22 protein-coding genes are annotated in these 26,141 nt (G+C 68.0%); 13 read left to right on the forward strand and 9 right to left on the reverse strand.

Annotated elements, in window-relative coordinates; genetic code table 11:
* Positions 1 to 69: 69 nt before the first annotated feature.
* The 3 genes from DCI01S_RS04995 to DCI01S_RS05005 form a co-directional block, all read right to left on the reverse strand.
* Entirely contained in the window at positions 70 to 897 is an 828-nt protein-coding gene (locus DCI01S_RS04995) for a helix-turn-helix transcriptional regulator (protein ID WP_218001306.1), read from the reverse strand.
* Positions 898 to 1,487: 590 nt separating this feature from the next.
* The gene (locus DCI01S_RS05000; protein ID WP_051995335.1) at positions 1,488 to 3,473 is read right to left on the reverse strand and encodes a heavy metal translocating P-type ATPase; all 1,986 of its coding nucleotides are present in this window, start codon (positions 3,471 to 3,473) and stop codon (positions 1,488 to 1,490) included.
* Between the two features lie 116 nt (positions 3,474 to 3,589).
* Positions 3,590 to 3,835 (reverse strand): hypothetical protein, encoded by a 246-nt coding sequence (locus DCI01S_RS05005; protein WP_036317959.1) that lies wholly within the window; start codon positions 3,833 to 3,835, stop codon positions 3,590 to 3,592.
* 38 nt (positions 3,836 to 3,873) lie between these two features.
* On the opposite strand from DCI01S_RS05005, the gene DCI01S_RS05010 reads away from it, so the two are divergent.
* From DCI01S_RS05010 to DCI01S_RS05050, 8 genes are all read left to right on the forward strand, one after another.
* Positions 3,874 to 4,311: an ArsR/SmtB family transcription factor gene (locus DCI01S_RS05010; RefSeq protein WP_368664634.1), complete on the forward strand. Its 438-nt coding sequence runs from the start codon at positions 3,874 to 3,876 to the stop codon at positions 4,309 to 4,311.
* A 436-nt stretch (positions 4,312 to 4,747) separates the two neighbouring features.
* Positions 4,748 to 8,278, forward strand: coding sequence for a MobF family relaxase (mobF, locus tag DCI01S_RS05015; protein WP_218001307.1), 3,531 nt, complete (start codon positions 4,748 to 4,750; stop codon positions 8,276 to 8,278).
* A gap of 86 nt (positions 8,279 to 8,364) precedes the next feature.
* Positions 8,365 to 9,429: a CBASS cGAMP-activated phospholipase gene (locus tag DCI01S_RS05020; protein WP_239550594.1), complete on the forward strand. Its 1,065-nt coding sequence runs from the start codon at positions 8,365 to 8,367 to the stop codon at positions 9,427 to 9,429.
* A complete protein-coding gene (locus tag DCI01S_RS05025; RefSeq protein ID WP_061228237.1) occupies positions 9,426 to 10,439 on the forward strand; it encodes an SMODS domain-containing nucleotidyltransferase in 1,014 nt (337 codons plus the stop codon). The genes DCI01S_RS05020 and DCI01S_RS05025 overlap by 4 nt, the downstream gene beginning before the upstream one ends.
* Positions 10,436 to 12,190: a ThiF family adenylyltransferase gene (locus tag DCI01S_RS05030; protein ID WP_061228238.1), complete on the forward strand. Its 1,755-nt coding sequence runs from the start codon at positions 10,436 to 10,438 to the stop codon at positions 12,188 to 12,190. The genes DCI01S_RS05025 and DCI01S_RS05030 overlap by 4 nt, the downstream gene beginning before the upstream one ends.
* A gap of 153 nt (positions 12,191 to 12,343) precedes the next feature.
* On the forward strand, positions 12,344 to 12,730 hold the full coding sequence (locus DCI01S_RS05035) for a hypothetical protein (protein ID WP_061228239.1): 387 nt from the start codon (positions 12,344 to 12,346) through the stop codon (positions 12,728 to 12,730).
* Between the two features lie 406 nt (positions 12,731 to 13,136).
* The gene (locus DCI01S_RS05045) at positions 13,137 to 14,114 is read left to right on the forward strand and encodes an AAA family ATPase (RefSeq protein WP_061228241.1); all 978 of its coding nucleotides are present in this window, start codon (positions 13,137 to 13,139) and stop codon (positions 14,112 to 14,114) included.
* Positions 14,111 to 16,624 (forward strand): S8 family peptidase, encoded by a 2,514-nt coding sequence (locus DCI01S_RS05050; RefSeq protein ID WP_061228242.1) that lies wholly within the window; start codon positions 14,111 to 14,113, stop codon positions 16,622 to 16,624. Before DCI01S_RS05045 ends, DCI01S_RS05050 begins: the two co-directional genes overlap by 4 nt.
* A gap of 221 nt (positions 16,625 to 16,845) precedes the next feature.
* Here the strand turns inward: DCI01S_RS05050 and DCI01S_RS05055 are convergent, their stop codons facing one another.
* Entirely contained in the window at positions 16,846 to 17,172 is a 327-nt protein-coding gene (locus DCI01S_RS05055; RefSeq protein ID WP_204650372.1) for a helix-turn-helix domain-containing protein, read from the reverse strand.
* Between the two features lie 239 nt (positions 17,173 to 17,411).
* Between DCI01S_RS05055 and DCI01S_RS05060 the strand changes: the two genes are divergently transcribed.
* Positions 17,412 to 18,614: an MFS transporter gene (locus tag DCI01S_RS05060; RefSeq protein ID WP_061228243.1), complete on the forward strand. Its 1,203-nt coding sequence runs from the start codon at positions 17,412 to 17,414 to the stop codon at positions 18,612 to 18,614.
* Here the strand turns inward: DCI01S_RS05060 and DCI01S_RS05065 are convergent.
* The gene (locus DCI01S_RS05065) at positions 18,611 to 19,084 is read right to left on the reverse strand and encodes a hypothetical protein (RefSeq protein WP_061228270.1); all 474 of its coding nucleotides are present in this window, start codon (positions 19,082 to 19,084) and stop codon (positions 18,611 to 18,613) included. The genes DCI01S_RS05060 and DCI01S_RS05065 overlap by 4 nt on opposite strands.
* A gap of 10 nt (positions 19,085 to 19,094) precedes the next feature.
* Positions 19,095 to 19,649: a nuclear transport factor 2 family protein gene (locus DCI01S_RS05070; RefSeq protein ID WP_061228271.1), complete on the reverse strand. Its 555-nt coding sequence runs from the start codon at positions 19,647 to 19,649 to the stop codon at positions 19,095 to 19,097.
* A gap of 52 nt (positions 19,650 to 19,701) precedes the next feature.
* On the opposite strand from DCI01S_RS05070, the gene DCI01S_RS05075 reads away from it, so the two are divergent.
* From DCI01S_RS05075 to DCI01S_RS05080, 3 genes are read left to right on the forward strand one after another with little or no spacing between them, the layout of a single operon-like run.
* Positions 19,702 to 21,210, forward strand: coding sequence for an FAD-dependent oxidoreductase (locus DCI01S_RS05075; RefSeq protein ID WP_061228244.1), 1,509 nt, complete (start codon positions 19,702 to 19,704; stop codon positions 21,208 to 21,210).
* Positions 21,211 to 21,262: 52 nt separating this feature from the next.
* Positions 21,263 to 21,433: a hypothetical protein gene (locus tag DCI01S_RS17140; protein ID WP_174521524.1), complete on the forward strand. Its 171-nt coding sequence runs from the start codon at positions 21,263 to 21,265 to the stop codon at positions 21,431 to 21,433.
* A 49-nt stretch (positions 21,434 to 21,482) separates the two neighbouring features.
* Positions 21,483 to 22,145, forward strand: a complete 663-nt coding sequence (locus DCI01S_RS05080; protein WP_061228245.1) for a PaaI family thioesterase — start codon at positions 21,483 to 21,485, stop codon at positions 22,143 to 22,145.
* A gap of 20 nt (positions 22,146 to 22,165) precedes the next feature.
* On the opposite strand, the gene DCI01S_RS05085 is transcribed toward DCI01S_RS05080, so the two are convergent.
* The gene (locus DCI01S_RS05085; protein ID WP_061228246.1) at positions 22,166 to 22,984 is read right to left on the reverse strand and encodes an SDR family NAD(P)-dependent oxidoreductase; all 819 of its coding nucleotides are present in this window, start codon (positions 22,982 to 22,984) and stop codon (positions 22,166 to 22,168) included.
* A gap of 11 nt (positions 22,985 to 22,995) precedes the next feature.
* Between DCI01S_RS05085 and DCI01S_RS05090 the strand changes: the two genes are divergently transcribed.
* Positions 22,996 to 23,754: a PaaI family thioesterase gene (locus DCI01S_RS05090; protein WP_061228247.1), complete on the forward strand. Its 759-nt coding sequence runs from the start codon at positions 22,996 to 22,998 to the stop codon at positions 23,752 to 23,754.
* A 4-nt stretch (positions 23,755 to 23,758) separates the two neighbouring features.
* On the opposite strand, the gene DCI01S_RS05095 is transcribed toward DCI01S_RS05090, so the two are convergent.
* Both DCI01S_RS05095 and DCI01S_RS05100 read right to left on the reverse strand, forming a co-directional pair.
* Positions 23,759 to 24,394, reverse strand: a complete 636-nt coding sequence (locus DCI01S_RS05095) for a TetR/AcrR family transcriptional regulator (RefSeq protein ID WP_244881655.1) — start codon at positions 24,392 to 24,394, stop codon at positions 23,759 to 23,761.
* A gap of 68 nt (positions 24,395 to 24,462) precedes the next feature.
* The gene (locus DCI01S_RS05100) at positions 24,463 to 25,989 is read right to left on the reverse strand and encodes a fatty acid desaturase (protein ID WP_061228249.1); all 1,527 of its coding nucleotides are present in this window, start codon (positions 25,987 to 25,989) and stop codon (positions 24,463 to 24,465) included.
* Positions 25,990 to 26,141 lie beyond the last annotated feature (152 nt).

Consider the following 26,141-nt stretch of genomic DNA (forward strand, 5'->3'; position numbering starts at 1 on the left):
GGCGAGGGCGCCGGATCGAGCGATGATGCGGATACGCGTATCGCGAAAGCGAATATCGGTATCGATCCGTCAGGTCGGTGCTTTCTGCCGGACGACCTGGCGGTATCGCGTCGGGCTCGCTCCGACACACTGGCGGAACAGTCGCGCGGCGTGACCACGGCTGTGCCAGCCGACCTCACGCATCGCCACCTCGATCGGCAGATCGGTCTCACGTAGCAACCGGGCCAGGTGCTCGGCACGCAGCGTCGCCAGGTATTTCATCGGCGTTTTCCCGTAGGCGTCGACGAAGACCCGGCCGAGCTGGGACGGCGACAGGTGCACCGACTCGGCCAACTCCGCTAGCGTCCACCGTCGTGCTGGCTGGTCCCGCAGCCGGTCGGCTGCGGCACGGGCCTCGGCCCGCAACGGTGCCAAACGCCGGAGGGCAGGTGCGTCGAGGTAGGTGGCCTTGTGCTGGGTCGCGGACCGGCGCACCGCGGTCGTCCTCACGAACGGCGACACCACATCCAGGACGGCGAACAGCAGGGACTGCATCCGATAGAACTGCTCCGGTGCAGGCCCATTGAGGCTGAGCCGACCGAGTTCATCCAACCACGGCATCACACACGCGGATCGGTCCTCGCCCAGCCGCAGCACCTGGGCGGCCTCCGCATAGCGGGTCGCGATGAAATCCTTGGCCTCCAGCCGGTCGGTCAACACCGCGGCGTGCTGCCAGAATACCTGATCGACCACATAGTCTCGATGCAGAAACAGCGTCGTGACCGTGACCCGCTGCTCCGGTTCGGCCCCGCACAGGGTGTTCGCCGCAAGCAGCACCACGTCCCCGACCCTGACCGGTCGCTCTCCGAACTCGCTGAACAACCACGCCGACCCGGCTCGCACGAAGATCAGCTTCACGCAGTCATACGCGATGGGATCACGCCGCCGGTGGATACTCTCCGTTCGCGCCACCACGGGAGAGAAGCCGTGGTCGGACACCCCGCTTGATCCACTGTCGTATCCCACTAGGAGCCCGCTGCCGGGGCGCCTGCCACAGAGTGCTTAGCCCGGGTATCACCGGATCGGACCGCCGCGGTATGTGCCTGAGGTTCGCTGAGGGACCGCGCATCCGACATGACGCCACAGGCTCCTGATACCCAACCGACTATTAGGCGATGCATCAGTCGGGCTGTCGGGATGCCGAAAAACTGGCGATCGTTTCCGCCCTGAAGGAGCGCTGCGTGGGCGGGAGACGATGTGATCTACTGCGTTCCTCGCCAACCCAGGCGAAGCCCTCATGCAGTCGGCGCGTGGTTCCGGCGCCTTCATTTACCGTACTCATCGAGATCGGTCAGGCCAGTCACTATGGAAACCGTGGCCCTCGCGGGGAAGTGGGCATCGCTCTAGCGTTACCCGCCAGTCCTCATGAGTTCGCCGTCGCGGAACGGTGCGGACTTGGTCGCCAACGCGCCTGTCGGCGCCATGCAGACGTCGACAGGCGCGGAAAGTCATCTGCCGTGCTCGCGCTGGTCGTACGAGCTTCCCGCGGCTACCGAGTGTCCATCGGTCGTCGAGCCCGGAGCGCACGGTCGCCCGGAGTTCAGGTCAGAACCTTGGCGGGTACCGAAATCGACCTGGGCGCGCCTAGTTTCGCCACGGCCCGGGCGGAGCATGCGCAGGCCGTTGAGGATGATCAGCGCCGCGCTGCCCTCGTTGAGGAGCAGGCCGGTGGTCAGGGACATCCAGCCGGCGAGGGCGGCGACGATCAGGATGGCGACGACGGTCAGGCTCAGGGCGATGTTGATCTTGATGTTGTTCCGAGCGCGGCGCGATAGTCGGATGGCGGCCGGGAGCCGGTCGAGCTCGTCGGCCATGAGGGCGACATCGGCGGTCTCTAGGGCGACGTCGGTGCTGGCGGCACCCATGGCGATGGCGAGGTCGGCGTTGGCCAGGGCGGGGGCGTCGTTGACGCCGTCGCCGACCATCGCGATCACGCCGTGTTTCTCGCGCAGCTCACGGATTGCGGCGGATTTGTCCTCGGGGAGCAACTCGGCGCGGTAGTCGTCTAGCCCCAGGGCCTGCGCGGTGGATCTGGCGACGGTGGCGTTGTCGCCGGTGAGCATCAGGACCCGCTCGACTCCGAGGTCGCGCAGCTCGGTAAGGGTGCTTTCGGCGTCGGGGCGCAGCTGGTCGGCCACCGCCACGACGGCCAAGGGTCGGGTGTCGTCGCGAAGAACCACGGCCGTGCATCCTTCCGCCTCGGCGTGCGCCAGCGCCGGGCCTGCGGTGCCGTCAGTCCGGTCCTCGTCGGTGGGCCGGCCGATGTGCAGGGTGCGACCGTCGAGGGTGGCTTCCATGCCGGCTCCTGGCAGGGCGCGTGCATCCTGGACGGCCGGGATGGTCAACCCGCGGTCGCGGGCACCGGCCACGATCGCGGTCGCGATGGGGTGCTCGCTACCGGTCTCGACCGCCGCCGCAAGGGTCAGAGCCTCGTCCTCGCTGATCCCGTCGAGGGGCGTCACTTGAGCGAGAGTGGGCCGGCCGCGGGTGAGGGTGCCGGTCTTGTCGAAGGCGACGGCCTTGATGTCGGCCAGGCGCTCAAGGTAGATGCCGCCCTTGATGAGGATGCCGTCGCGGGCGCCCCGGGCGATAGCGGTGACCACGCTGACAGGCACCGAGATGATCAGGGCGCAGGAGCAGGAGACGACCAGGACCACGAGGGCTCGGTAGATCGCCTCGCGCCACTCGAAGCCGAGCAGCGGCAGTACTAGTGCCACGGCTATGGCCAGGGCGAACATCGCCGGGGTGTAGACAGCACCGAACTTGTCCGCGAACCGCTCGGCGCCGCTGCGGTTGGCCTGGGCCTCCTCGACCTGCTCGATCACGCGGGCCAGGACCGTGTCGTAGTACTCCTTGGTGACCTCGATCCGCAGCACGCCATTGCCGTTGAGGCTGCCGCCGAAGACCTCGGTGCCCGCGGTGGCCTCGACCGGCACGGACTCCCCGGTCACCGGGCTGGCGTCCACCCACGAGGCGCCATCGATCACAGCGCCGTCGGTGGGTAGGCGCTCACCGGGACGCACCAGGACGACGTCACCGGGGTGGAGTTCCTCCACCGCCACGGTCTTGGTCGCCCCGTCATCGTTGAGTCGGTTGGCGGTGGGGGGTGCGAGCTCCATCAGGGCGCTAATAGACCCGCGGGCCTTGTCGGTGGCGTAGGCCTCCATCGCCTCACCGAGGCTGAAGATGACGACGAGCATCGCCGCCTCCTCGATCACCCCAAGCGCGATGGCTCCGATGGCGGCCACGACCAGCAGCACGGTGATGGTCAGCCGTTTGTGGCGCACCGCCCGGATCGCGCTGCGCAATGGGTAGACGCCGCCGATGAGGATCGCGCCCCAGAATAGGGCCAGGGCCACCGGCTCGGAGTGGATGGTCCACTCCACCACCAGCCCGGCCACCAGCAGCACCGCGGCGACGGCCAGCGTGACCATCTCGGGCTTCTGCCACCAGCGGCGGGCGCGAGGCCGAACCGCGACAGCGGACGTGACGTGTGGTGACGTGCTCGCATTAGCACTCATCGACTATTTCCCTTCCTCCACCGGTGACTTCATGCCCGGACCGGGCGCGCCGGGCCGGCGGCGACCAGGGGCAGCCCGGACTTCTTCGCGGCCGCGACGACGGCGTCATCGCTCACGGTGCCGTCGTGAGTGACCAGCACCAGACCGGAAGCAAGCGCGTCGACCTCCTTGACCCCGGGCAGGGACTCCACGACGGCGAGGTCACCCGCGCAGGTCACGCAGCCGCCTTCGATGGCGCGGTACTTGGAGCGGAGGAACTGGGTAGGGGTGGTCACGGTTGATCTCCTTCTAGCTCGTGGAACATCGGACTTCGATGGACGTCAAAGTCTACGTTCCCGAGTTTGCCGTAGAGTTCGATACATGTCAATATGTACCCATGTCGATGTCTGGTCTGTCCGCCCGTGACGCCGCGTTGGGATACTGCACGCCCCTCGCCCGCGAGCCGATCACCCCGGCGCAGGCCGAAGGTGTCTCCCGCATGCTTAAGGCTCTGGCCGATCCGGTGCGGCTGCGATTGATGTCGATGATCCTGTCCCACGAGGGCGCCCAGGCGTGCGCCATGTGCGACCTGACAGAAGGCTTCGACCTGTCGCAGTCGACCCTCAGCCACCACCTGAAAGTTATGCACGACGCCGGCTTGGTCGACCGCCACAAGCGCGGCGTTTGGGTCTACTACAAGGCCCGCACGGAGGCGATGGACGCCCTGCGCACCCTGTTCAGCGGCGACCTCGCTGCTCCTCAGTTGGCGTGACCGAAACTCTTGTCCTGTCTTCTCGGTACGGCCGCGAACTTGGGTTATCTTCTGGGATGCGAGCACATCTCGGCGGCGCATGCGCCGCCTCTGGTGGGAGGACGGTGTCCTTGCCACACGAATGCTCGCATTCGAAGGTCATAAAGCTCGGACTGCCCCTTCCCCAGAATTACCTAGTAGAATGGGGCCGCACCTCATCGAGCTGGCATTCCCAGCGCGCCTTCCGGCTGTCTCCTCGCGACTTGCTGCCGTCGACGAGCGACTGAGCCCCCTTTGGGTCGCCCATGCTCAGGCGGTGCTTTTAGCACTCCTCGGCGCCGTCCACGCGTCTTGCAGGTCGAGGTCGTCAACCAAAGTTGACGGTGTTCCGCTCGGTCAGCGTCGGCTCACCTGGCTGTCGAGAGGCGGTGCTTTGGTGACGGTTTCGATGCGGGTGATGAGTGCAGGTGATGGGTACAAGTACCTGCTCCGCACGGTCGCCGCCGCCGATGGCGACAGGTCGCTGTCGACGCCTCTGACGAGGTACTACGTGGAGGCGGGAACACCACCGGGCCAATGGCTGGGCTCAGGTGTCGCCTCGCTCGGCAAGGGGCAGCTCATGGTCGGTGATCGGGTGTCGGAGGCCCAGCTCCAGCTCTTGATGGGGATGGGTCGCGACCCAATCACTGGCGACCCGCTCGGTCTGGCGTTCCCTGCCTACAAGTCGGTGCCCGAGCGGATCGAGGCGCAGATCGCCGACCTGGACGCGGGCCTGAGCCCGGGCGCGAAGGGTGAGGCGGTCGCGCAGATCGAGACCGAGGAGAGCGCGCGTGGGACGCGGCGTGCGGTGGCGGGGTTCGACTTCACGTTCTCGATCCCGAAGTCAGCCTCAGCGTTGTGGGCCGTTGCCGACGCCGGGACACAGGCGTTGATCGGGGAGGCGCACCATCGGGCGGTTGCGGAGATGGTTGCGTTCATGGAGCGAGAGGTTGCAGCCACCCGCACCGGTGCAACCGCCGGGGACGGAGCCGTTGCACAGGTCGATGTCACCGGGCTGGTGGCGACGGCGTTCGATCACTTCGACTCCCGCGCGGGCGACCCCCACCTGCATACCCACGTCGTCATCAGCAACAAGGTCAAGACGACCTTAGATAGAAAGTGGCGGTCTCTGGATGGGCGGCCGATGCACGCCGCCGTGGTCGCGCTCTCGGAGCTGCACGAGGCTGTGTTCGCCGATCACATGACCCGCACGTTCGGCGTCGAGTGGGAGGCCCGGGGCATGGGTCGTGACCGGAACCCGGCATGGGCGATCGCGAGCGTGCCGGAGGAGCTGGTGGTCGAGTTCTCCACCCGCGCCCGGCACATCGACGTCGAGAAGAACCGGCTCATCGCCGCGTACGTCGCCAAGCACAGACACCAACCTTCCACAGCGACGATCATCAAGCTCCGGGCACAGGCCACCCTTGCCACTCGGCCGGAGAAGGAGGTGCGGTCGCTGGCCGACCTCACCAGCGAGTGGCGCACTCGCGCCACGACCGTTCTCGGTCAGGACGCCACCGCATGGGCACGCGCCGTCGCCGACAACGCGGCACCATTGCTGCTGCGGGCCGATGATGTGCCGTTGGAGGTGATCGCCGAACTCGGCGAGAGCGTCGTCAGTGTCGTGGGTGAGAAGCGGTCGACATGGCGGCGGTGGAATCTGATGGCGGAGGCGTCGCGCCAGACGATGGGCTGGCGGTTCGCCTCGATGCGGGATCGGGAGGCGATCGTCGGGATGGTCGCCGATGCCGCCGAAGGCGTCTCGTTGCGGCTGACGCCGCCCGACCTCGCCACCAGCCCTGTGACGTTCCGCCGGGTGGACGGCACCAGTGTGTTCCGGCCCAGGCATTCCACGGTGTTCTCCTCCGAAGAACTCCTCGCGGCCGAGGGCCGGCTGCTCGACCGCGCGCGCACCCTCACCGCGCCCACCGTCCCGCTGGCGACGGTGGAGAAGATCACCTCCCGCCCGGACGCCGAGGGGCGAATGCTGGGTGAGGACCAAGCCGACGCGCTGATGAAGGTCGCCGTCTCGGGCCGGATGCTCGACGTGCTGGTCGGCCCCGCCGGCGCGGGCAAGACCACGGCCATGTCCGCGCTGCGGAGGGCATGGGAGAAGGAACACGGCGCCGGGTCCGTGGTCGGGCTGGCGCCCTCCGCGGTCGCGGCGCAGGTGCTTGCCGAGGACTTGGGAATCGCGACGGAGAACACGGCAAAGTGGTGGCAGAACCATCTCACCCGTGGCGAGACGTTCCAGTCCGGCCAGCTCGTCATCATCGACGAGGCATCTCTGGCCGGCACCCTTTCACTGGATCGCATCACGCACCTGGCCGAGCGGGCGGGGGCGAAAGCGCTGCTGGTTGGCGACTTCGCCCAGCTCCAGTCCGTGGACGCCGGCGGCGCATTCGGACTGCTGGTGAACGACCGGGATGATACGCCCGAACTGGTCGATGTCCACCGCTTCGTGAACACCTGGGAGAAGACGGCCTCACTGTCGTTGCGGCACGGGCAGACGCAGGTGATCGACACCTACCTCGACCACGGACGCATCCGCGACGGTGACGCCGAGGCGATGACGGATGCCGCCTACGCCGCTTGGCGCGCCGACCGGAACGGGGGATTGGTGTCGGTGCTGATCGCGGAGACCCGCGACGACGTCACCACCCTCAACCAGCGCGCCCGCGCGGACCTGATCCTCGACGGCACCTTGACACCGGGCCGGGAGGTGGAGCTGAACGGCGGCACCGCCGCCGGGGTCGGCGACACGATCATCACCCGCCGCAACGACCGCCGCCTCCGCAACAGCAAGGAGTGGGTGCGCAACGGTGACACCTGGACCATCACCAACGTCCGCGACGACGGCTCGGTCGCGATCCGCAAGACCGGTCGCAGGTTCGGCGGCTCTATCGTCCTCCCGGCGTCGTATGTGGCTGAGCATGTCGATCTGGGGTACGCGGTCACGGCGCACAGGGCGCAGGGCGTCACCGTCGATACCGCACACGTCCTGGTCGAGCCGACGACCACGCGGGAGAACTTCTACGTCGCGATGACCCGCGGCAAGCACTCCAACCGCGCCTACGTGATCCTCGACCGCGCGGACGAGCACGCCCATCCGCATCCGGGCGACAGCCGCGACGCCACCGCCCGCAGTGTGCTCTACGGGGTCCTGCAACACGTCGGGGCCGAGCTTTCGGCGCACGAGACCATCACCGCCGAACACGAACACTGGGGCTCGATCGCCCAGCTTGCGGCGGAGTACGAGACTATCGCCGCAGCCGCTCAACGCGACCGCTGGGCCACCCTCATCCGCGACTCCGGCCTGACCGGCGAGCAAGCCCACGCCGCGATCGAGTCGGAGGCGTTCGGGGCGCTCACCGCCGAACTCCGGCGCGCGGTGGCTAACCACCACGATGTCGATCGCCTGTTCCCGCACCTGGTCGCCGCGCGCGGATTCGATGACGCGGATGACATCGCCTCCGTCCTGCACTACCGGGTCGCACGAGCTACCCCACGCCCGGCAGGCTCGGGACGCGCCCGCAAGGCGCCACGGCTCATCGCCGGACTCATCCCGTCCGCCGATGGTCCGATGGCGCACGACATGCGCCACGCGCTCGAAGAGCGACGCGAACTGATCGAGGCCCGCGCGGATGCCGTACTCGACACCGCACGCGACGCCGGGGAAGCCTGGACGGGGTCACTCGGTGAACCACCGCGCGACCCTCGCAAGGCGGAAGTATGGCGACGGTACGCCCGCACCGTCGCCACCTACCGTGACAGGTACGGCATCACCGAGGACTCACCCATCGGCTCCGTGCCGGAGAATGCGGCGCAGAAGATCGACGCGGCTCGCGCAAGAAATGCGCTTGCGCGGGCAGGGGAAGCCGCTCGCCAGCCCGCGGGCGCCACCGAGCGTCGCCCGATCCAACGGACCTTCCCTGGGCGGAGCCTCTGACCTAGGCCCGCGGGAGTGTCGGTGCGGCGGCGTAGAATAGTTACATGGGTGTAGTTCCTGCAAGTTCGACTGGCACCGGAGGCGAGATGCCGTCCGGACCGGTCGACGTACCCGGACGGCAGGACCATCCATCCGCGGCAGTCGGGCCAACTACCCCATCCTTCGATCGCTTCCAGATCCTCGCCCTCGATGGTGGGGGAGCCAAGGCGCTGTTCACCGCTCAGGTGCTCGCGCGCCTGGAACAGGACCTCGACGTCAGCATCAAGGACTCCTTTGACCTGATCGCCGGCACATCGGCGGGCGGGATCGTCGCGCTCGCGCTGGGCGCCGGTCTCACCCCGAGCGAGATCGTCGAGCACTACGAAGAACTGGTCGAGGCAGTCTTCCCGGCCACGCGCCGGCGACTCTGGCGGCGGGCACGTCAACTCACTGCACCCATCTACGACGCCGACGCGCTGCGCACCGCCTTGACGAAGGTGCTCGGCGAGCGGCTGCTGGGGGACAGCGCAAAGCGGCTGGTCATCCCGGCATGGGACGTGCAACGAGGCGCCGTGCACATCTTCAAGACGCCGCACCACAAGCGGCTCGCCCGAGACTGGCGCCTGTCGATGGTGGACATAGCCATGGCGACCTCAGCGGCACCGCTCTACTTCCCGGCCGCACGCGTCGACGGACACCGCCTCATCGACGGCGGCGTGTGGGCGAACAACCCCTCCGTCGTCGCAATCGCCGAGGCCGTGAGCATGCTCGACGTACCACTGGCCTCGATCAGGGTGCTCAACGTCGGCACTATCGACCAGCTCACGAACCACCCCAAGCGCCTCGACCGCGGCGGGCTGTTCAACTGGGCAAAGCCGATCGCACCCCTCATCCTCAACGCCGGAAGCCGCGGCGGGCAGGGCATCGCTGAACATCTGATCGGCAAGGATGCCTACACCAGATTCGACGCACGGGTTCCCGGCGATCTGTACGCACTCGACTCGGCAGACCCGGACGATATCGCTGGACTCGCCGCGTCCGTGAGCCGCGAACTCAGCCCCGTCTACACCGCGCGGTTCGCGACTCATCGCGCAGCCGAATACACACCATTGATCGGAGACCCACGCCGCGGCCACCCGACCAGCACGTCGACCACGGAGGTCTCCCGATGAAGCTCACTGACTACTTCAACGTCCTGCTCAAGGACACCGTCAACCTCGGCCAGGTAAAGCTGGACCTCCTCGACTCTCGCGTAGAGACGGTCTACAAGGCGCTCAAGGCCGACGAACAGATCGGGCACCTGATCCTCGGCAAGACGCCCCAAGGATCGTGGGCGCACAAGACCATCATCAACCCGGTCGGTGACAACGAGTTCGACGCGGACTTCATGCTCGACATGAGCGAGAACCCGGACTGGTCCGACGATCCCAAGAAGTACATCGAGGAGGTCTACGCGGCTCTACACCGCCACAGCACCTACGGGAACATGCCGCACTCACGCAAGTGCCGCTGCGTCCGACTCGTCTACGCGAACTCCATGCACCTCGACATCGTGCCGCATCTCAACCTCGCCGACGGACGCGAAGTCATCGTCAACCGCGACGACAACGACTGGGAGCTGACCGACCCCCAGGGCTTCACCGACTGGATGAAGAACAAGGACGCGCTCGCGAAGGGCAACCTCCGCAAGGTCATCCGCCTGATGAAGTACCTGCGGGACCATAAGAACTCCTTCACTGGCACCCGGTCCATCCTCTTGACGACCCTGCTGGGTGAGCAGGTCACCGAGCTGCGCACGCTGCTGGACCCCAGCTACTACAGCGACGTGCCGACCGCCCTTCTGCATATCGTCAAGGACCTCGACGTTTGGCTCCAGGCGAACCCGAGCACGCCGCCTGTCGCCGACCCGTCCGGGTCCGGTGTGTACTTCGGGCACCGATGGGGCTCCGATCCCGAAAAAGCGCAGGCAACCTACAGCTACTTCCGGGATCGCATCCATGTCCACGCCGCCGAAATCGAGGAAGCGTACGAAGAGGAGAACAAGGATCGCAGCATCGAGCTGTGGCAGGGCATCTTCGGTGACGGCTTCAAGGCCCCGGCCACCTCGTCCAGCAGCGCGAAGTTCCCGGCAGCAGCTCCCGCGGCCGCTTCCACCGTGGGGCGGTCTGGCCGCGCGGGATGAGCCGCCGCAACCGGGCCACGCTATCGGCCTGGCAGAAGCATCTCGTCGACGAGCTGAGGTCACTCGCCAGGGAGCGCCCCCACGACGTGCGGATAGTCCAGCAGCCCCAGGTCGGCACCGACGGTGACGCCAACCTCCGACTCCGGCTCCACACCGCAGACATCCCTCACTGCCCCGGAGGGCTGGAACTCGGCAAGGACGAAGAGTTCATCGTCAGGATTCGCCCCTCGCTGTTCTTTCCCCCGAGCGCCGAGGTTGACCACACACGCTTCCTCGGCTTTCCGCACGTTCTCCAAGGGCAGCGGCTCTGTATCTACCTCGACCCCTCCCGCGAGTGGCGGCCGTCCGCAGGAATGGCCGGATTCCTCAGCCGACTGTGGGACTGGCTCACCGATGCCGCCGTCGGAGCATTCGATCCCTCGACCGCGATGTATCATGCTGTCGGAGGAGTGCTCCACCACGCCGACGACACACCCACCATCGTCGTCCGCGAACCCGGCCCGCCGAAGCAGCATCAGATCGCTCGGCTCGTCGCCCGCTCACCGCACCGCTACGACCTCACCTACTCGACCGACCAGGACGGACACCGCACGCCCGTGTTCGTGCTCGCGAGCGACCTCCCCTTCGGCGCGGCGTCCACCTTCGCGCTGTTCCTTACGCTCCTGGACGACCCGCACCTTGACCGCGCCGATGGACGATCACCAGAGGTCTCACCGCAGTCGCCCGCGTTCCTTACCTCGCTCCTCGCCAGCGCTCTACGAAACGCTGACGGCACCGAGCAGTACTTCGTGCTTGCTGTGCCGCACCCCGCAGGGGGACCGCATCATCTTCTCGGTGGACGCCTCCCCGCAACTACCGCCGACGCCCTCCGGCGCCTTGCCAAGAAGCACGGGACCGCGGTCAACCTCGATCCCACGGTCATCAACGCCGACATCCCCATTGAATGGTGCAACATGTCCGACGAACGGCAAGAGGTCACAACCCGACGCGACGACGACCGTCCCGTCAACGGCTTCCAAGGACGGACCGTTCACATCTGGGGCTGCGGCGGCCTGGGATCATGGCTCGCTGAGTTCATCGCACGCGCCGGAGCCAGTGCCATCACTGTCTGCGACCCCGGCACCATCACCGGCGGACTGCTCGTGCGACAGAACTACACCGAAGCCGACATCGGCCAGACGAAGGCCGACGCCCTCGCCACGCGCCTCCGCGCGATCCGCGACGACTTGACCGTCACCGTCGCAGAAGGAAGCGTCCCCGATCCAGCCGTCTCTCTCGCCGCGGACCTCATCATCGACGCCACCGTCAGTCACAGCATCGCCACCTACCTCGACACCCTCGCCGGCGAAGACCGCAAGGCACTCATTGCCCAGGTCGCCACCGACGCGAGGACGGGATCGCTCGGTATCGCCAACATCTGCGCACCCGGTGCCGCCTGTACGCCGTCTGAGCTTGACGACCAGGCAGGACGCTCGGTGGTGGCCGATGGCGGGCTGGAGCTGTACCACCGGCTCTGGGAAGAAGCATCCGAAGGCGACGAACTGATCCCCACCAGAGGATGTTCCGTACCCACGTTCCACGGCTCGGCCGCAGACCTCGCTGCCGTCGCCGCGACCCTCGTCAACATGATCGGCCTGCACCTTCAACAGGCAGAGGCACCTGTTTCAGGAACCCACCTCATCGCCCTGCCACACGCACCAGCCGGCCCACGGCATCGCTTCCTTCCCGCGGCGTCGGATACTCGCGGATGAGATAGCACGGGGTTACGTCTGTCGGCGCTCCGGCGTACAGTGGAAGCCGAGGCAGGTTCTCCTCGATTGCGGGTCCTTCGGGACGGCCCAGCTTGGGCGCTCATACACGTACTGCCTCCTCGACGGAGAGACACGTGTGACGAGAGGCCCGCCATGATCCGCCTGATATGGACGCTCAGCGCCCGCACCCGCTACTACCTGCGCCGCTACATGCCCACCAACCGGTTGCTCGACGCGATCCGACGCCGACCCAACCTGAGATGGGGCATCCCCGCGATGCTCATCGCCGTTCCTTACCTGCTGATCGCGAGCATCTGCACCAACGCCATCGCCGCCGGTGCGCCAGGGTGGCTGCATCTGGTGGTGTTGTGGGCGGTGTGGAACGCGATGAAGTTCATCGTCATGGGTCCGGTCAGCCTCGTCCTCCTGGTCCGCGCCCGCATCCGCGAAGCGGTTGCGCGACGCCGCGCACGCACCCGACAGGTCACCCAGGACCAGTCAGCGCATCAAGAATCCGAGCTGGCGGAGGCATTCCGATGAACGTCGTCAGCTACACCTATGCCGCCGGCCATTGCTCGCCGATCACGACACTCTTAGCGGCCAACGCGCGTCTGACCGCCTGTTGCTTGACCCCGAACCGCAACCCGACCTCCATCAGGTTCAACCCGCCTACGTAGAGTCCGACCGCTTCGGCAAGGTGGGACTCATCGAGGCCGTGCCTGCGGATCGGGACCGACCGGCGGACAAGATACGCCGCCATGATCGAACGCACACGTGAGCGTCCGACAACCCCGGCGCGATCGACAGGTCGCCCAGCCTCGGGACGCGAACCCGTAGGACGGTGACGCTTCGTGGCAGTCAGCTGCGGTACTGCTCGTGTCGATGTGGGCGGGTGGACATAGGGTCTGAGAAGATTAGTCAGGACTGAACGGTGAACGGAGGACGCATGGCCCGCGCAGACCTGCTCCTCGCGCTCGTACAGTCGGGTGCCGGTGGCGATGATCTGGCGTTCCGTCGCGCCGCTGAGGCGCTGATCGCTGAGGAAGAGAACAAGAAGCACGGCGTGCTGGCATCCCAGCTCGCTGATGCACTGACTCGCAGACGACCGAGCACTGGCACGAACGTCACCTCGTTGAGTCGTAACGAGGCGTCCAATGGTCTGTTCTATGAGCAGGAGCCCGAACGACGGGTCACTGACTTGGTTCTTCCGACCGAGGTTCGCCAGGCCGTCAACCAGCTGGTCGAGGAACATCACCGTCGCGACCTGCTGCGTAGTCACGGGGTAGAACCGCGGCATCGGCTCTTGTTCGTGGGCCCACCCGGCGGCGGCAAGACCTCACTGGCCGAGGCGATCGCCACCGAGCTCGCAGTCCCGTTGCTGAGTGTCCGCTACGAGGGGCTCATCGGCAGCTTCCTGGGTGAGACCGCGTCCCGCATGGAGACCCTGTTCGCCGCGGTGCGGGTGCGGCCCTGCGTTCTTTTCTTCGACGAGTTCGATGTCGTGGCGAAGGAACGAGGCGACACTCACGAGACGGGTGAGATCAAGCGTGTCGTCAGCTCGCTTCTGCTGCAGGTCGACAAACTGCCCAGCCACGTCATCGTGATCGCGGCGACCAACCATGCGGAGCTTCTCGACCGGGCGGTGTGGCGTCGGATGCAGCTGAGGCTCAACCTGCCGAACCCGACCCGGGCAGGCAAGGTCGAATGGCTGCAAGCATGGTCAGCGAGGACGGGCGTGGAGTTCGGTCTTTCTGCGCGAACCATCGCTGACCGGCTCAGCGGCGTCAGCTATGCCGAGTTGGAGGAGTTTGCGCTGGACGTGCAACGCCGCTCAATCCTCTCAGGCCCGGAGCCGGACTCTCAGGCGGTCACTCAACAGCTTCTCAAGCAGTGGTCTGCGCGTGCTGACGTCAGTGAACAATGACGCCACCGGCCGATGGTGTCTCGACGTCGAGACCGGTGATCCTGGGCACGATCTCCCCACCGCGCGCAATCAAGCCAACCGGTGGAGGGAGTTCGCGGGTCACCTTCCGCAACGAAGGTGAGCGTGTCGGCCGGATCGACTCACGATTCGAGGAGACCGTTGCCGCGTTCGGTGCGGAGATCCAACTCGCGGACTCGATCCAAGCCGCCGACCCTCAACTCGTTCTGGTCTTCGAGGCCCTCGATGAGCAGATCGATCTGACTGCGGTCGCCCAAAAGCTCGGGTTGGAAATCCTGGTCGAGTCCGAAGGTGCGATGGAACCCACTGATGAGTATCAGCTCATCAGCAAGAAGCCGCGCAACCCATTCATCGGCTCCTGCCTTCACGCCGTGTGCCTCAACCAGACGGCGCTCAACAATCTGCTATCCCTGTGGCGGACGTGGAAACGGAACCAGTCCCTCCCTTACGGGTACTCGCCGCTGCGAGAGTTGTTTGCCCACCTCAAGGACTTACGCCCGTGGGGGCCGCAAGACCGTCTAAAGATGCTCGACTGGGACGAGCACTTCGCCGGACGGATCACCGATCAACCACACGCGATCGAGATCGAACTCTGGTACCGACACTCACCCCAGATACGCCTCGCCAGCCAACGCGAGGTCACCGCCCTGGTCGAACAAGCCGGAGGCCAAGTACACACCTCGGCGGTCATCGAACAGATCGGTTATCACGGCCTCAAGTGCACCGTCCCCACCAATGTCCTGCTTGACCTCGCACGGGGCAACTTCGGCTCCGTCCACGTCGTCCGCTCCGCCAACGTCATGTATCTACGAGTCACCGGCCAAGGACTCCCGATCACCGGACCACCTATCGACGCCGTGTCGAGTTGGGACAGTCCTCTCCCCACCTCCGAACCGGTGGTGTGTCTCCTCGACGGCGTCCCCGCCGCGAACCACCCGCTGCTGCAAGACCGGGTCATCGTCCACGACCCGGACGACCTCCTCAGCAACGCCACCGTCGATGAACTCAAACACGGGACCTGGATGGCCTCAGCAGCGGTATGGGGCGACCGGGGCTCGAACGAGCCGGCCGCGAGCCGCCCGGTGCTGGTCCGGCCGATCCTGACGCCGTCAGATGAGACCGCGGATCGCAGTGAAGAACTGCCCGCCACGGAACTCGTGCCCGATCTGATGTGGCGTGTATTCCGGGAGCTCTTCGACGGCGAAGGCACGGAAGGCCCCGCCGGTTCGCAGATCGCCGTCGTCAATCTCTCGGTCGGAGACCCAGCCTCGCCGTTCGACTCGATCCTCTCCTCCTGGGCACGGATCATCGATTGGCTCAGCTACGAGTACGGCGTGCTCGTCATCGTCTCGGTGGGAAACCACCCAAGACTTCGGTTGACGCCGAGCAACTCCCGCGAGATCGCGGACCTCACAGGCAAAGAACGTCGGCAATCCGTCCTCAACGCACAGGAGCGCGAGCAGAACAACCGCCGCCCGCTCGCCCCGGCCGAGTCGATCAACGCCCTCGCTGTGGGTGCCCTCCACGACGACGCCTCCGGCACGAGCCCACAGGGATACGCACTCGATCCGACCGACGGGTTGCCAAGCCTCAGCCCCATCTCGGCAACAGGAAGCGGGTATCGCCGGAGCATCAAACCCGACCTCGTCGCCAACGGCGGCCGCGTGATCTTCCGAGACCCACCGGTACCCGAAGAGGCAATCTCCTTCGCCAGCCTGTCCGCGCTAGGACCAGGGATTCGGGTAGCGACGCCGACACAGAACAAGGAAGCGTTCATCGCCGGTACCAGCCCGGCCGCAGCCCTGGTGACACGACAAGCGGCGCGTATTCACGACCTTGTCGACGAGATCACCGTGGGACGTTCCATCACGCGGCGCCAGCGAGCCTCTGCGATCAAGGCACTTCTTGTGCATGGCGCGGACCTCCCGCCGGACCTCTCTACCCAGCCGTTGGCTCGCGAATCCGCGCTGGGTAACGGCATCATTCAGCGGGATTACACCGATGGGTGCGCCACCAACGAAGCGGTCGTGCTATTTGTCGGTTCAATCGGCGCCGCACAGGAGCAAGAACTTCTGTTCCCGCTCCCGGATGGGCTCGGGATCCGCGAGGCCAAGCGCATCGACGCAACCCTGGCATGGCTCAGCCCTGTCAACTGGCGACACAGGCAGTACCGGAAGGCCTCGCTCGCGTTCGTGAAACCCGCGGGATCGATACCCAAGCTCCAAACACCCAGCGGCCTTTCTTCTGACACTTCGACCCGCGGGGCTGCGACGGTGCAGCATCAGTCATGGGAGCTGACCAGCTCTTTCGGCGCAGGTCAGGGATCGAACATGGTCGTTCGAGTCAAGTGCTTCGAGCAGGCCGGCGGCTTGGCCGGGCAACAGGTGGATTTCGCCGTCGCGCTCTCGCTCTGGGTCGCTCCGACCGTGAACGTGGACGTCTACAACCAGGTCAAGACTCAGATTGAGCCCCGAGTCGCTGTCCGGCCGTGATAGCCACGGCGGTGAAATGACAATCACCGCGGATCGCACCGCCTCAGCGCTGGTCCCGAGCCGAGCGGCGTCTCCGCCGACCCGCAGGCAGTGGCAGACCTCGGGTGATGCAGGCGTAACCGTGTATGTCGCAGACGGTGGCGCACGTTCCCTCGCCGCCGCGGCCATGCTGCCGGACATCCTTACGCCCATGATCCGCTCGTCCACATGTGGCAGGCACGTCAAGCGCTGACCCGAGCGCGCCGCCCGCCCGGCCGGATCACGACGCCCTCTGCGACGAGCGCGCGCCTGACGGACTGCTGGCTGACGCCGAACCGCAACCCGACCTCCATGAGCGTCAACCCGCTGACGTAGAGGTCGACTGCTTTGGCGAGGTGGGACTCATCGAGGCCGCGCCTGCGGATCGGGACTGACCGGCGGACAAGATGCGCCGCCACCGTGCGGCGGTGAACGCTGAACCGCTCACCGACCTCCACAAGCGTCGCACCCGCCTGGTACATGGCCACCAACTCGTCCACCTGCGCTGGGCTCAGAAAGGTTTGAGTCATCCCAACCGCACGCACCATCCGGCCCCGCGAGTCCACTACAGTCGGTTCCAACGGCCTCCGATCCCGCTTGTAAGCCCCACGGGACCCGCGAGAAGCCACGGTTTTCAAGGCCGGGCAAGGGTTCTCAAACTCCCTACGGAGGTCCACTCATCGGCGCCCGCCGCGGCGGACCGCGCCGCAGCCCACCGCGGCACAGGACGCCACCCCGACCGACGCCGGATCCGGCGGATAGGGAGACCGTGCAGACCACCCCCCGCTCGTCATGGGTCCCGTTCGTCCTCATGGCCCTGGTGGTGACCGTGGCACTGGCGTCCAGCGCCACCCCCTCGCCCCTGTACGTCGATTACCAGCAGTCGTGGGCGGTCGGCGGCACCACCATCACGGTCGTCTACGCCGTGTACGCCCTCGCGGTCCTCGTGCCCCTGCTGTTCCTCGGGCGGCTCTCCGACGCCATCGGTCGCCGACCGGTGATCCTCACCGGGCTGGCGCTGCTGGCGGCGAGCATGGGCATGCTCGCGGCCGCCCCGTTGGTCGCGTGGCTGATCGCGGGCCGCATCATCCAGGGACTGGCGGTGGGCCTGATCACCGGCTCGGCCTCCGCCGCACTGATCGAGCTCCATCCGACCCGCGATTCACGGGTCGGCGCACTCACCAGCAGCTCCACCACCAACTTCGGCATCGCGGTGGGAGTGCTCCTCGCGGGCGCCGTGGCCACCTCGTCGTCGTCACCCCTCGTGCACCCCTACCTCGTGATCGGCGCGGCCACCGTCGCGCTCCTCGTCGCCGTGGCCACCCTCGTCCCGGAGACGGCGGGCGGCTCCTCGACGGCGCGCGACGCCCTGCGGGTGCGGCCACCCACGGTCCCGGCGGAGATCCGGTCCACGTTCGCCCTCGCGGCGGTGTGCGTGACCGTCTCGTGGTCCGTCGGCGGCGTCTTCCTGGGGCTGGGCGGGGCGATCGCGCGCGACCTGATGGGCCGGTCGGACTACATGGTCACCGGACTCGTGGTGGCCAGCCTGCAGGGTGCGGCGGGGATCGCCCAGCTCGTGTGGAACCTGCGATCCGGGCCGGAGCGGTGGCGGCTCGGGGTGGCCGTCGGGGTGGGGGCCCTGGTCTCCGGGCTGGTCGTCGCATCCCTGTCCCTGGCGGCCGGCGAGGTGACGGGCTTCATCGTCGCGGCCGCGCTCACCGGGCTGGGGATGGGGCTGCTGTTCCTCATGGGCAACACGCTGGTGGCGCAGAGCGCGCCCCCGGCGGTACGCGGGCAGGTCTTCTCCGCGCTGTTCGTGGTGGCCTACACCTCGCTCGGTGTGCCGGCGGTGGTGGCGGCGGTCATCGCCGAGGGCATCGGGCTCATCCCGGCCTACCACGTACTGGCTCTGGTCGTGGGCGTGGTCGCCCTGGGAGCGCTGGTTGCCGTGACCCGCGCGCGGCGGACCTAACCTCTGCTCAACGCCTGCGCGGCGGCCACGACACTCAGCGCGGCGAGTCCGGTGCGCAGGCGGTCCGAGGCGAGGAGTGCGGCGATGCGGGGCCGCGTGACCTGTTCACGCGCGATTCCCACGTGCAGCGGCACCACCCCGGCCGTCACCGCGGGGGCCGCGACGCCCGCCGCGCAGGCGACGAGCGTGGCGGTCAGCCCGGTCCGCTCGCGCGAGCGGATAGACCCGTAGGCCGTCCACGCCGTCGCGCCCAGCCCGGCCGCGTACAGCGTCAGGGCCACGGGGGCGATACGGCGGGCGTGGTCGGCCTGACGTTCGGCGATCCCGTGGGTGGGGCCGTCGAACAGCTGGGGATACACCACCGAGGTGACCATGGACTGGAAACCCAGGTGGACTGCGGACGTCGTGAGCAGCGCGAGGCGGCCCGCTCGGAGCGTCGGATCGGCGGACGCACGGCGTCGGCGGTTCATGCCCGCCACGTTACCTCTCGCGCGAACGTCCCAGCAGGGCGCGGCCCTCGCCGTCGTCGGTCATGGCGCGGGCGGTGCGGAGCACGACGCGCCACCCACGGTCGGGCGCGTCCACCGGCCCGCGCCGCTCGAGTTCCCACCGGCTGGCGGTCACCCGCACGACGGTGTACCGACCCGGCTTCGAGGAGAGGACGACGAGCTGGGTGTAGCCGGTCGCCACGGCGCGGTCGCCGTCGAGTACGACCACCGGCAGGCTCGGCACGTGACCGCACCCGTGCGCGATGAGACCCTGGTGCGCGTCGCCGGTCACCATCTCCACCAGGCCGTCGTGGCCCTCGAGGCGGCCGGTGTCGACGTCGTACACGCCGTCGGAGGTCCACAACTCGGCCACGCCCTGGGCATCGCCGGAGTCCACGCGCGGGGAGTAGGCCGCGAGGATCCGGAGGATCGCGAGCTCGTCCTCGGCGGCGGCGAGGCGGTCGTGCGTGTCGGTGAGCCGCGCCTCGAGGGCGGCCAGTCGGGTGTCGAGGGAATCGAGGCTCACGGCCTCGGAGGAGGAAGTCATGACCACCACGTTAATGCGCTGCCTGAGGGGGTGAACACGTTATAGTTCCGGTATGGCGGACACTTCACCGGACACCGGTCCATCGGTATTCACGGCGGACGTCCTGGTCGTGGGGATGGGCATCGCGGGAGCGTGCGCGTCGATCGAGGCCGCCGAGGCCGGCGCCACGGTCATCGCGATCGAGGGCGCCTCCGGGCCCGGTGGCTCGTCTGCACAGTCCGGCGGGGAGATCTACCTGGGCGGCGGAACGGCCACCCAGCGGGCGCTCGGCATCTCCGACACGGTTGAGGACATGCGCGCGTTCCTCACCGCCGCCCTCGGGCCCAACGCCGATCAGGCCAAGATCGACGAATACTGCGCCGGCGCCGTCGAGCACCACGACTGGTTGGTCGATCACGGCGCGGTGTTCAACCACAAGCTGTGGGACACCCCCACGTGGATGCCGGGCGACGACTCGGGGCTCATGTGGATGGGAGAGCGCGCCGAGCCCTACGCCTCGCTGGCGAAACCGGCCGCCCGCGGTCACCGCCCGCCCGGCCCGAACTTCGCGGGCAACCTCCTCATGGACTCGCTGGTCGCCACCGCAGAGAAGGCCGGCGTCGACCTGCACTGTGACGTCAAGGCGCGGTCGCTGATCGTCGAGGACGGCCGTGTGGTGGGCGTGCGCGCAACGCAGTTCGGTGAGGAGCGCGAGTACCGCGCGACCGGCGGTGTCGTACTGGCCACGGGCGGGTTCGTGGACAACGACCGCATGCTCGAGCAGTGGGCGCCCCAGCAGCTGGGCAAGGACAAGGTCTCCGACGGCCGCGACGACGGCTCGGGGATCGAGATGGGCATGGAGGCCGGCGCCGCGGTCCGTCGTATGCACCAGACTGAGACCGCGATGCTCATCATCCCGCGCCTGGTCGTGGGCTCGATGCTCGTCGACGGTGACGGCCACCGCTTCATCAACGAGGAGGTGTACCCGGGCCTGTACTGCCACGCCGCCGTGCACCACCGCCGCCCGCCGGTGTGGGTGATCATCGACGAGAAGGGCATCGAGGACGTGCCGGAGAACGAGCTGTGGGGCATGCAGCCCATGCACGCGGCCGAGACCATCGAGGAGCTGGCGGCCGACTGCGGTCTGCCCGCCGATGCGCTGGCGGACCAGCTGCGCCGCTACAACGAGGGCGCCGCGCGGGGCGAGGACCCGCAGTTCGGCAAGAGCGCGCGGTGGGTGCGCCCGCTCGAGCCGCCGTTCGGCGCATACCCCACGGGGGCCGGCGGGCCGGACACCTTCAACGGCTTGCCCCTCAAGGCGCAGGGCTTCACGCTCGGCGGACTGCACACCGACCTCGACTCCCGCGTGCTGAGCCGCGCCGGCGATCCCGTCCCCGGCCTGTTCGCCGCGGGCCGCTGCACCCACGGGCTCCACGGTGACGGTTACATCTCCGGTACCTCGCTGGGCGACGGGTCGTTCTTCGGCCGGCGTGCGGGTCGGGGCGCGGCGGGGGCGACCGGTGCGACCGGTGCTGGCGGCGCGTCGGCCGCTGTGGACGCCGTCGGGTCGGTGCAGGCGTGAGCGGGCAGGTCGCCGTCGAGCGACGGGACCGGCCGGGGATGGACCCGGGTCCGTGGGACCCGCGCGAGGCGGTGGTCGCGCTGTCGATCGGATGGACGACGACGACGAGGGTCTCTACGCCCTGGTCGAGCAGGTCCGTCGGATCCGCGCGCTGACGACCGGCGGGATCTTCGACACCGGCCTGTGCCCGCCGACCGCCCGGCTCCGCGAGGTGGCGGCCTGACGCCGGGCCACGTCGGGCGGCGCCCGACTGCGGAGTAACGTCACACGGCGTGACCGAACAGCAAGAATTCGGGGAAGCCGTCTCCGCTCAGACCTTCCTCGACCAGCCCGACCACGCCTCCGGTGCCACCGAGCTCGCCCGCCAGCTGAGGCGCATCCGCGGCCTCGTCTCCGGCGCGGAATTCGAGGACCTGGCCGCGGAGATCGAGCTGGCCCGCGAGCTGGCCGACCGCATCGAGAACGCCGCGACCCCCCACCCGCCGGCCGAGTACGCTTCATGGGGCGTGCCCGAGCACATCGCCTCCAACCCGGTGATCGGCTCGCGCAACCCGGCCGCCCCGCCGCTGGAGGCCGCCGTACTCCCGGACGGCACCGTCCGCGCGGACCTGACGCTGGGCGTGGAGTTCCAGGGCCCGCCCGGATGTGTGCACGGCGGCGTGGTGGCGATGCTGTTCGACGAGATGCTCGGCCTGGCCAACGCCGCGGCGGAGCGCATCGGGATGACGGTGGACCTGCAGGTCACCTACGTCGCCCCCACCCCGCTGGACACGCCCCTGCGGTTCGAGGCCCGCCAGGACCGGGTGGACGGGCGCAAACTGTGGTGCACGGGCACGCTGCACGCCGGTGACACCCTGTGCGCGTCGGTCACGGGCATGTTCGTCACGCCGCGCTGGATGCTCGACGGGGATCAGAGCAAGCCCATCGAGGGCTGACCGCGCCCGCGACCCGGGGGTCAGTTCCCGCGGAGGGCCTTCATCCGCTTGTGCGAGCCGGCCACGATCCGGCCGCGGTCGACGCCGGACGAGAACTCGACGCCCTTGCGGTTGTTCTCGCCGCCACAGACGTGGATCGGCCCGTTGCCGATGGACGCCAGGACCTCCTCGGCGACCTCTTCGGGCTCGCTGACGGTGAAGCCGGGCAGATCCATGTCCAGGCCGGCGCGCACCATCGCGGGGGTGCGGACGACGCCGAGGATGACCTCGACGACGTCGACGCCGTACTCACGCATCTCCAGCCACAGGCCCTCGACGAAGACGCGGCTGAACGCCTTCGCCGCGGAGTAGACGCTCATGTCGGCGTGACCGAGGTAGCCGGCCATCGAGCCCATCACCACGATGCCGCCGCGGCCGCGGGACTTGAGGCCGGGGCCGAACTGACGGATGATCTGCATCGGCGAGGTGATGTTGAGGTCGATGACCTTCTGGACCTTGTCCATGTCCGACTCGACGAACTCGGAGCCGTAGGTGTTGGCGCCGGCGTTGAGCACGATGAGGCCGAGGTCGAGACCCTCGCAGGCCGCGGCGATGCCCTCGGTGGCGCCGGGCTCGGTGAGGTCGACGGACAGGGTCCGGCACTCGACTCCTTTGGCGCGGACGGCCTCCGCGGTCTCCTCGAGGGGCCCGGTCTTGCGGGCGACGAGGATCGTGGACACCCCCTGATCGGCGAGGCGGAAGGCGATCTCGGCGCCCACGCCCTCACTTCCGCCCACGACGAGGGCCCAGGGGCCATAGGTAGCGGGATCGAACGGCTTCGGATTGACAGGTGTCGACATACCCTTAGAGTATGACTAAACAGAGCGATAGTCCCGGATTCGGCGGCGTACCCCTGCCGAAGCTGGGTTCGGACGAGGACTTCTCCCTCGAGGCGGCGCGCAAGCGACTGGGCACAAGGTTCGAACCGATCCCCACCCCGGAGTTGCCGCCGGCGGATCCCGAGCTCGACCGCGTAGTGGCCGAGCTGCGTCGACTCCGTGAGGCGACCGCGGCGTTGGCGCACTCGGAGGTCGAGCTGGGGGACATCGCCGACCGCCTGGCCGCGGTGGCCGACCTGATCGAACCGCGCGTCCCGTCGCCGGCGAAGCGGCTGGAGATCATGTGGACGGGTGCGGGCACCCGCCGGTCGAACCCGGTTGCCGGGCCGGAGAATCCACTCGCCCCGCCGGTTCAGTTCTACGGGTGCGATGACGGCTCGGTGCGTGCCGAGGTGACGCTGGGCCCCGTCTACCAGGGCCCTCCCGGCTGTGTCCACGGGGGTATCAGCGCGCTGATCATCGACCACATGATGGGGTTCGCCAACCACTGGGGCGGCCGCTTCGGGATGACCGCGCACTACGAGATCGACTACCGGTCGCCCACCCCGCTGCTCGAGCCGCTGTCGTTCCGCGCGTGGGTTCAGGAGCGCGAGGGCCGCAAGACGTGGACGCACGCGACGATCCACGCCGGCGATCGTCTGTGCGTGGAGGCGCGGGGGCTGTTCCTGGAGGCGAGTGTGCCGGTGCCGGGCCAGCCGGGCACCGAGTCGATGCTCGGCGACGGGGGATAGGGGCTCAGCCGGGGAGGTCGACCTGGACGACCTTCTGCAGGTAGGGCGCGATGACCTCGGTCAGGCCGGAGGCCAGCTGGTCGGGATCCTCGGGCGGCAGCGAGATGAAGCTGATGCCGATGCGGGCGATGATTGAGGCCGCCAACCGGGCCTGCGTCTCCTCGATCCGCATCCAGCTCTCGGCGAGGGCGGGGGTGAGCACCTCGGTGGCCCGCTCGATGAGGGGGCCGGCCTCGGTGGTGATGAGCCGCAGCAGCTCCGGCTTGATGTCCCCGGTGAGCAGGGCCCGGATGAGCGGGTCGCGCTGGCTGGAGAGCAGGAAGCCGTTGATGCCCTCACGCAGCGCGGTCTCGATCTGCCCGGGATACCGGATGATGGAGTCGCGGATCTCACCGGCGAACGTCTCGGACAGTTGCAGCGCGTACGCCTGCGCCAGACCCTGCCGGTTGCCGAACGTGCTGTAGAGGGTCTGCCGGCTCAGTCCGGCGGCTTTGGCGACGTCGGACATGGTGACCGCGGACCAGTCGCGCGAGCCGAGGAGCTCGTGCATGGCCTCGAACACGGTGCTGCGGAGCGGCCGACGCTCCCCGCGCGCGTCCGCGGGGGAGGGTCGGTCACTGGTCTGGCGGTGACGGGGCATGGTGTCCATTGTTGCGGATACCCGGTTCCGGGCGGGGGAGGGCCGGGTTCCCACCCCGTACGCGGGGGTCACTTCACCGGCAGGAAGTCGACCTTGTCGCGCACGCCGCAGTCCGAGCACTGCCAGGAGTCGGGGATGGCCGACCACGGGGTGCCGGGCGGGAAGCCCTCGCGCGGGAGGCCGGCGGCCTCGGAGTAGTGGTTCCCGCAGTTGGGGCACACGTACTCACCGGTGGGCGAGGTCTGGTCGGTCGCGATGTCGGTGTCGGCGATGATCTTCTCCGCCACCGCGGTCGAGCCGGCCCCGTAGCGGGCGAGGATCTTCTCCCGCTTGGAGGGCTGGATGTTCGCGCGGGTGATGTCGCCGTCGTAGTGGTCGAGGACGCGCTTGTCCATGACCTTCCGCCACAGCGGCGGGATGTAGGCGATGACCATCATCGTCGCGTACCCGGACGGCAGCTGCGGGGCCTGCTCGAAGCTGCGGAGCATCTGGTAGCGGCGCATCGGGTTGGCGTGGTGGTCCGAGTGGCGCTGCAGGTGGTACAGGAAGATGTTGGTCACCAGGTGGTCGGAGTTCCACGAGTGCTCGGGGCGGCAGCGCTGGTACCGACCCGCCGAGGTCTTCTGGCGGAGCAGTCCGTAGTGCTCGAGGTAGTTGACGACCTCGAGCAGGGAGAACCCGAAGATCGCCTGCACGATCAGCCAGGGGGCGACCTCCCACCCGAAGATCGCGATGAGCGCGCCGAACAGCACGACGGTCATGAGCCAGGCGTTGAGGTTGTCGTTGCGGAGGGTCCACGGGCTCTTGCCCAGGCGGCCGAGACGCTCGGACTCGAGCGACCACGCCGAGCGGAGCGAGCCGACGACACTGCGCGGCAGGAACGCCCAGAAGGACTCTCCGAAGCGGGAGCTGGCGGGGTCCTCCGGAGTGGCGACGCGCGCGTGGTGGCCACGGTTGTGCTCGATGAAGAAGTGGCCGTAACCGGTGGTGGCGAGCGCGACCTTGGACAGCCACTTCTCGCTGCCCGCGATCTTGTGGCCGAGCTCGTGAGCGGTGTTGATGCCGATGCCGCCGGTGATGGCCACGGTCCAGGCGACGCCGATGGAGGCGGCGACGCTCAGGCCGCCGTCGTAGCCGAGCCAGGACAGGTCGTCGGCGGTCCAGAGGTAGCAGGCGGCGATGAGCGAGGCGTACTGCAGCGGGATGTACAGGTAGGTGCACCACCGGTAGAACGGATCGGCCTCGAGCTTGTCCATGACCTCGTCCGGCGGGTTCTCCCCGTCGGCGCCGATCGCCAGGTCGCCGAGCGGGATGGCGACGTAGACGAGGAACGGCAGCAGGAACCACGCGATGGTCGCGGGGATATCCCAGCCGAGGGCGTTGAAGCCGGCGACGAACGGCATGGAGAGGAACAGGCCCATCGCCGGGATCACTCCGAGCAGCCACAGGTAGCGCTTGGCGTCGGTCCACGCGTACGGCTCGACGTCCGCGTGGTCGTGGCCGTGATGGTCGTGTCCGTGATGGTCATGATGCGCGTGAGGCGCCTCGTGCTCATCGGCCCCGTCCGTGGGGCGGATGTACTCGGTGCTGGACATCGCTGACGACCTCCGAATCAACGTTGTGTGGCATATGCCACTGTGTTGCACCCGACATTAGACAAAAACCCGCGCCGTGTCTAGACATACCGTCGGTCTTTGTCCAGAAGGCCTCGATGATGACGACGACGAGGACCCGCGATCTCCGACCC

It is taken from the genome of Dietzia cinnamea NBRC 102147, assembly GCF_001571065.1.
GTDB classification, from domain to species: Bacteria; Actinomycetota; Actinomycetes; order Mycobacteriales; family Mycobacteriaceae; genus Dietzia; species Dietzia cinnamea.

Excerpts from the sequence above, each read along its gene's own strand:
- DCI01S_RS05045 (WP_061228241.1), top strand. The coding sequence starts at position 13,137 with ATGGCCCGCGCAGACCTGCTCCTCGCGCTCGTACAGTCGGGTGCCGGT.
- DCI01S_RS05075 (WP_061228244.1), top strand. The coding sequence starts at position 19,702 with ATGGCGGACACTTCACCGGACACCGGTCCATCGGTATTCACGGCGGAC.
- DCI01S_RS05090 (WP_061228247.1), top strand. The coding sequence starts at position 22,996 with ATGACTAAACAGAGCGATAGTCCCGGATTCGGCGGCGTACCCCTGCCG.
- DCI01S_RS05050 (WP_061228242.1), top strand. The coding sequence starts at position 14,111 with ATGACGCCACCGGCCGATGGTGTCTCGACGTCGAGACCGGTGATCCTG.
- DCI01S_RS05085 (WP_061228246.1), bottom strand. The coding sequence starts at position 22,984 with ATGTCGACACCTGTCAATCCGAAGCCGTTCGATCCCGCTACCTATGGC.
- DCI01S_RS05070 (WP_061228271.1), bottom strand. The coding sequence starts at position 19,649 with ATGACTTCCTCCTCCGAGGCCGTGAGCCTCGATTCCCTCGACACCCGA.
- DCI01S_RS05100 (WP_061228249.1), bottom strand. The coding sequence starts at position 25,989 with ATGTCCAGCACCGAGTACATCCGCCCCACGGACGGGGCCGATGAGCAC.
- DCI01S_RS05035 (WP_061228239.1), top strand. The coding sequence starts at position 12,344 with ATGATCCGCCTGATATGGACGCTCAGCGCCCGCACCCGCTACTACCTG.
- DCI01S_RS05095 (WP_244881655.1), bottom strand. The coding sequence starts at position 24,394 with ATGCCCCGTCACCGCCAGACCAGTGACCGACCCTCCCCCGCGGACGCG.
- DCI01S_RS05030 (WP_061228238.1), top strand. The coding sequence starts at position 10,436 with ATGAGCCGCCGCAACCGGGCCACGCTATCGGCCTGGCAGAAGCATCTC.
- DCI01S_RS05025 (WP_061228237.1), top strand. The coding sequence starts at position 9,426 with ATGAAGCTCACTGACTACTTCAACGTCCTGCTCAAGGACACCGTCAAC.
- mobF (WP_218001307.1), top strand. The coding sequence starts at position 4,748 with ATGAGTGCAGGTGATGGGTACAAGTACCTGCTCCGCACGGTCGCCGCC.
- DCI01S_RS05000 (WP_051995335.1), bottom strand. The coding sequence starts at position 3,473 with ATGGTCACGCTGGCCGTCGCCGCGGTGCTGCTGGTGGCCGGGCTGGTG.
- DCI01S_RS05020 (WP_239550594.1), top strand. The coding sequence starts at position 8,365 with ATGCCGTCCGGACCGGTCGACGTACCCGGACGGCAGGACCATCCATCC.
- DCI01S_RS05010 (WP_368664634.1), top strand. The coding sequence starts at position 3,874 with ATGGACGTCAAAGTCTACGTTCCCGAGTTTGCCGTAGAGTTCGATACA.
- DCI01S_RS05065 (WP_061228270.1), bottom strand. The coding sequence starts at position 19,084 with ATGAACCGCCGACGCCGTGCGTCCGCCGATCCGACGCTCCGAGCGGGC.
- DCI01S_RS05055 (WP_204650372.1), bottom strand. The coding sequence starts at position 17,172 with ATGACTCAAACCTTTCTGAGCCCAGCGCAGGTGGACGAGTTGGTGGCC.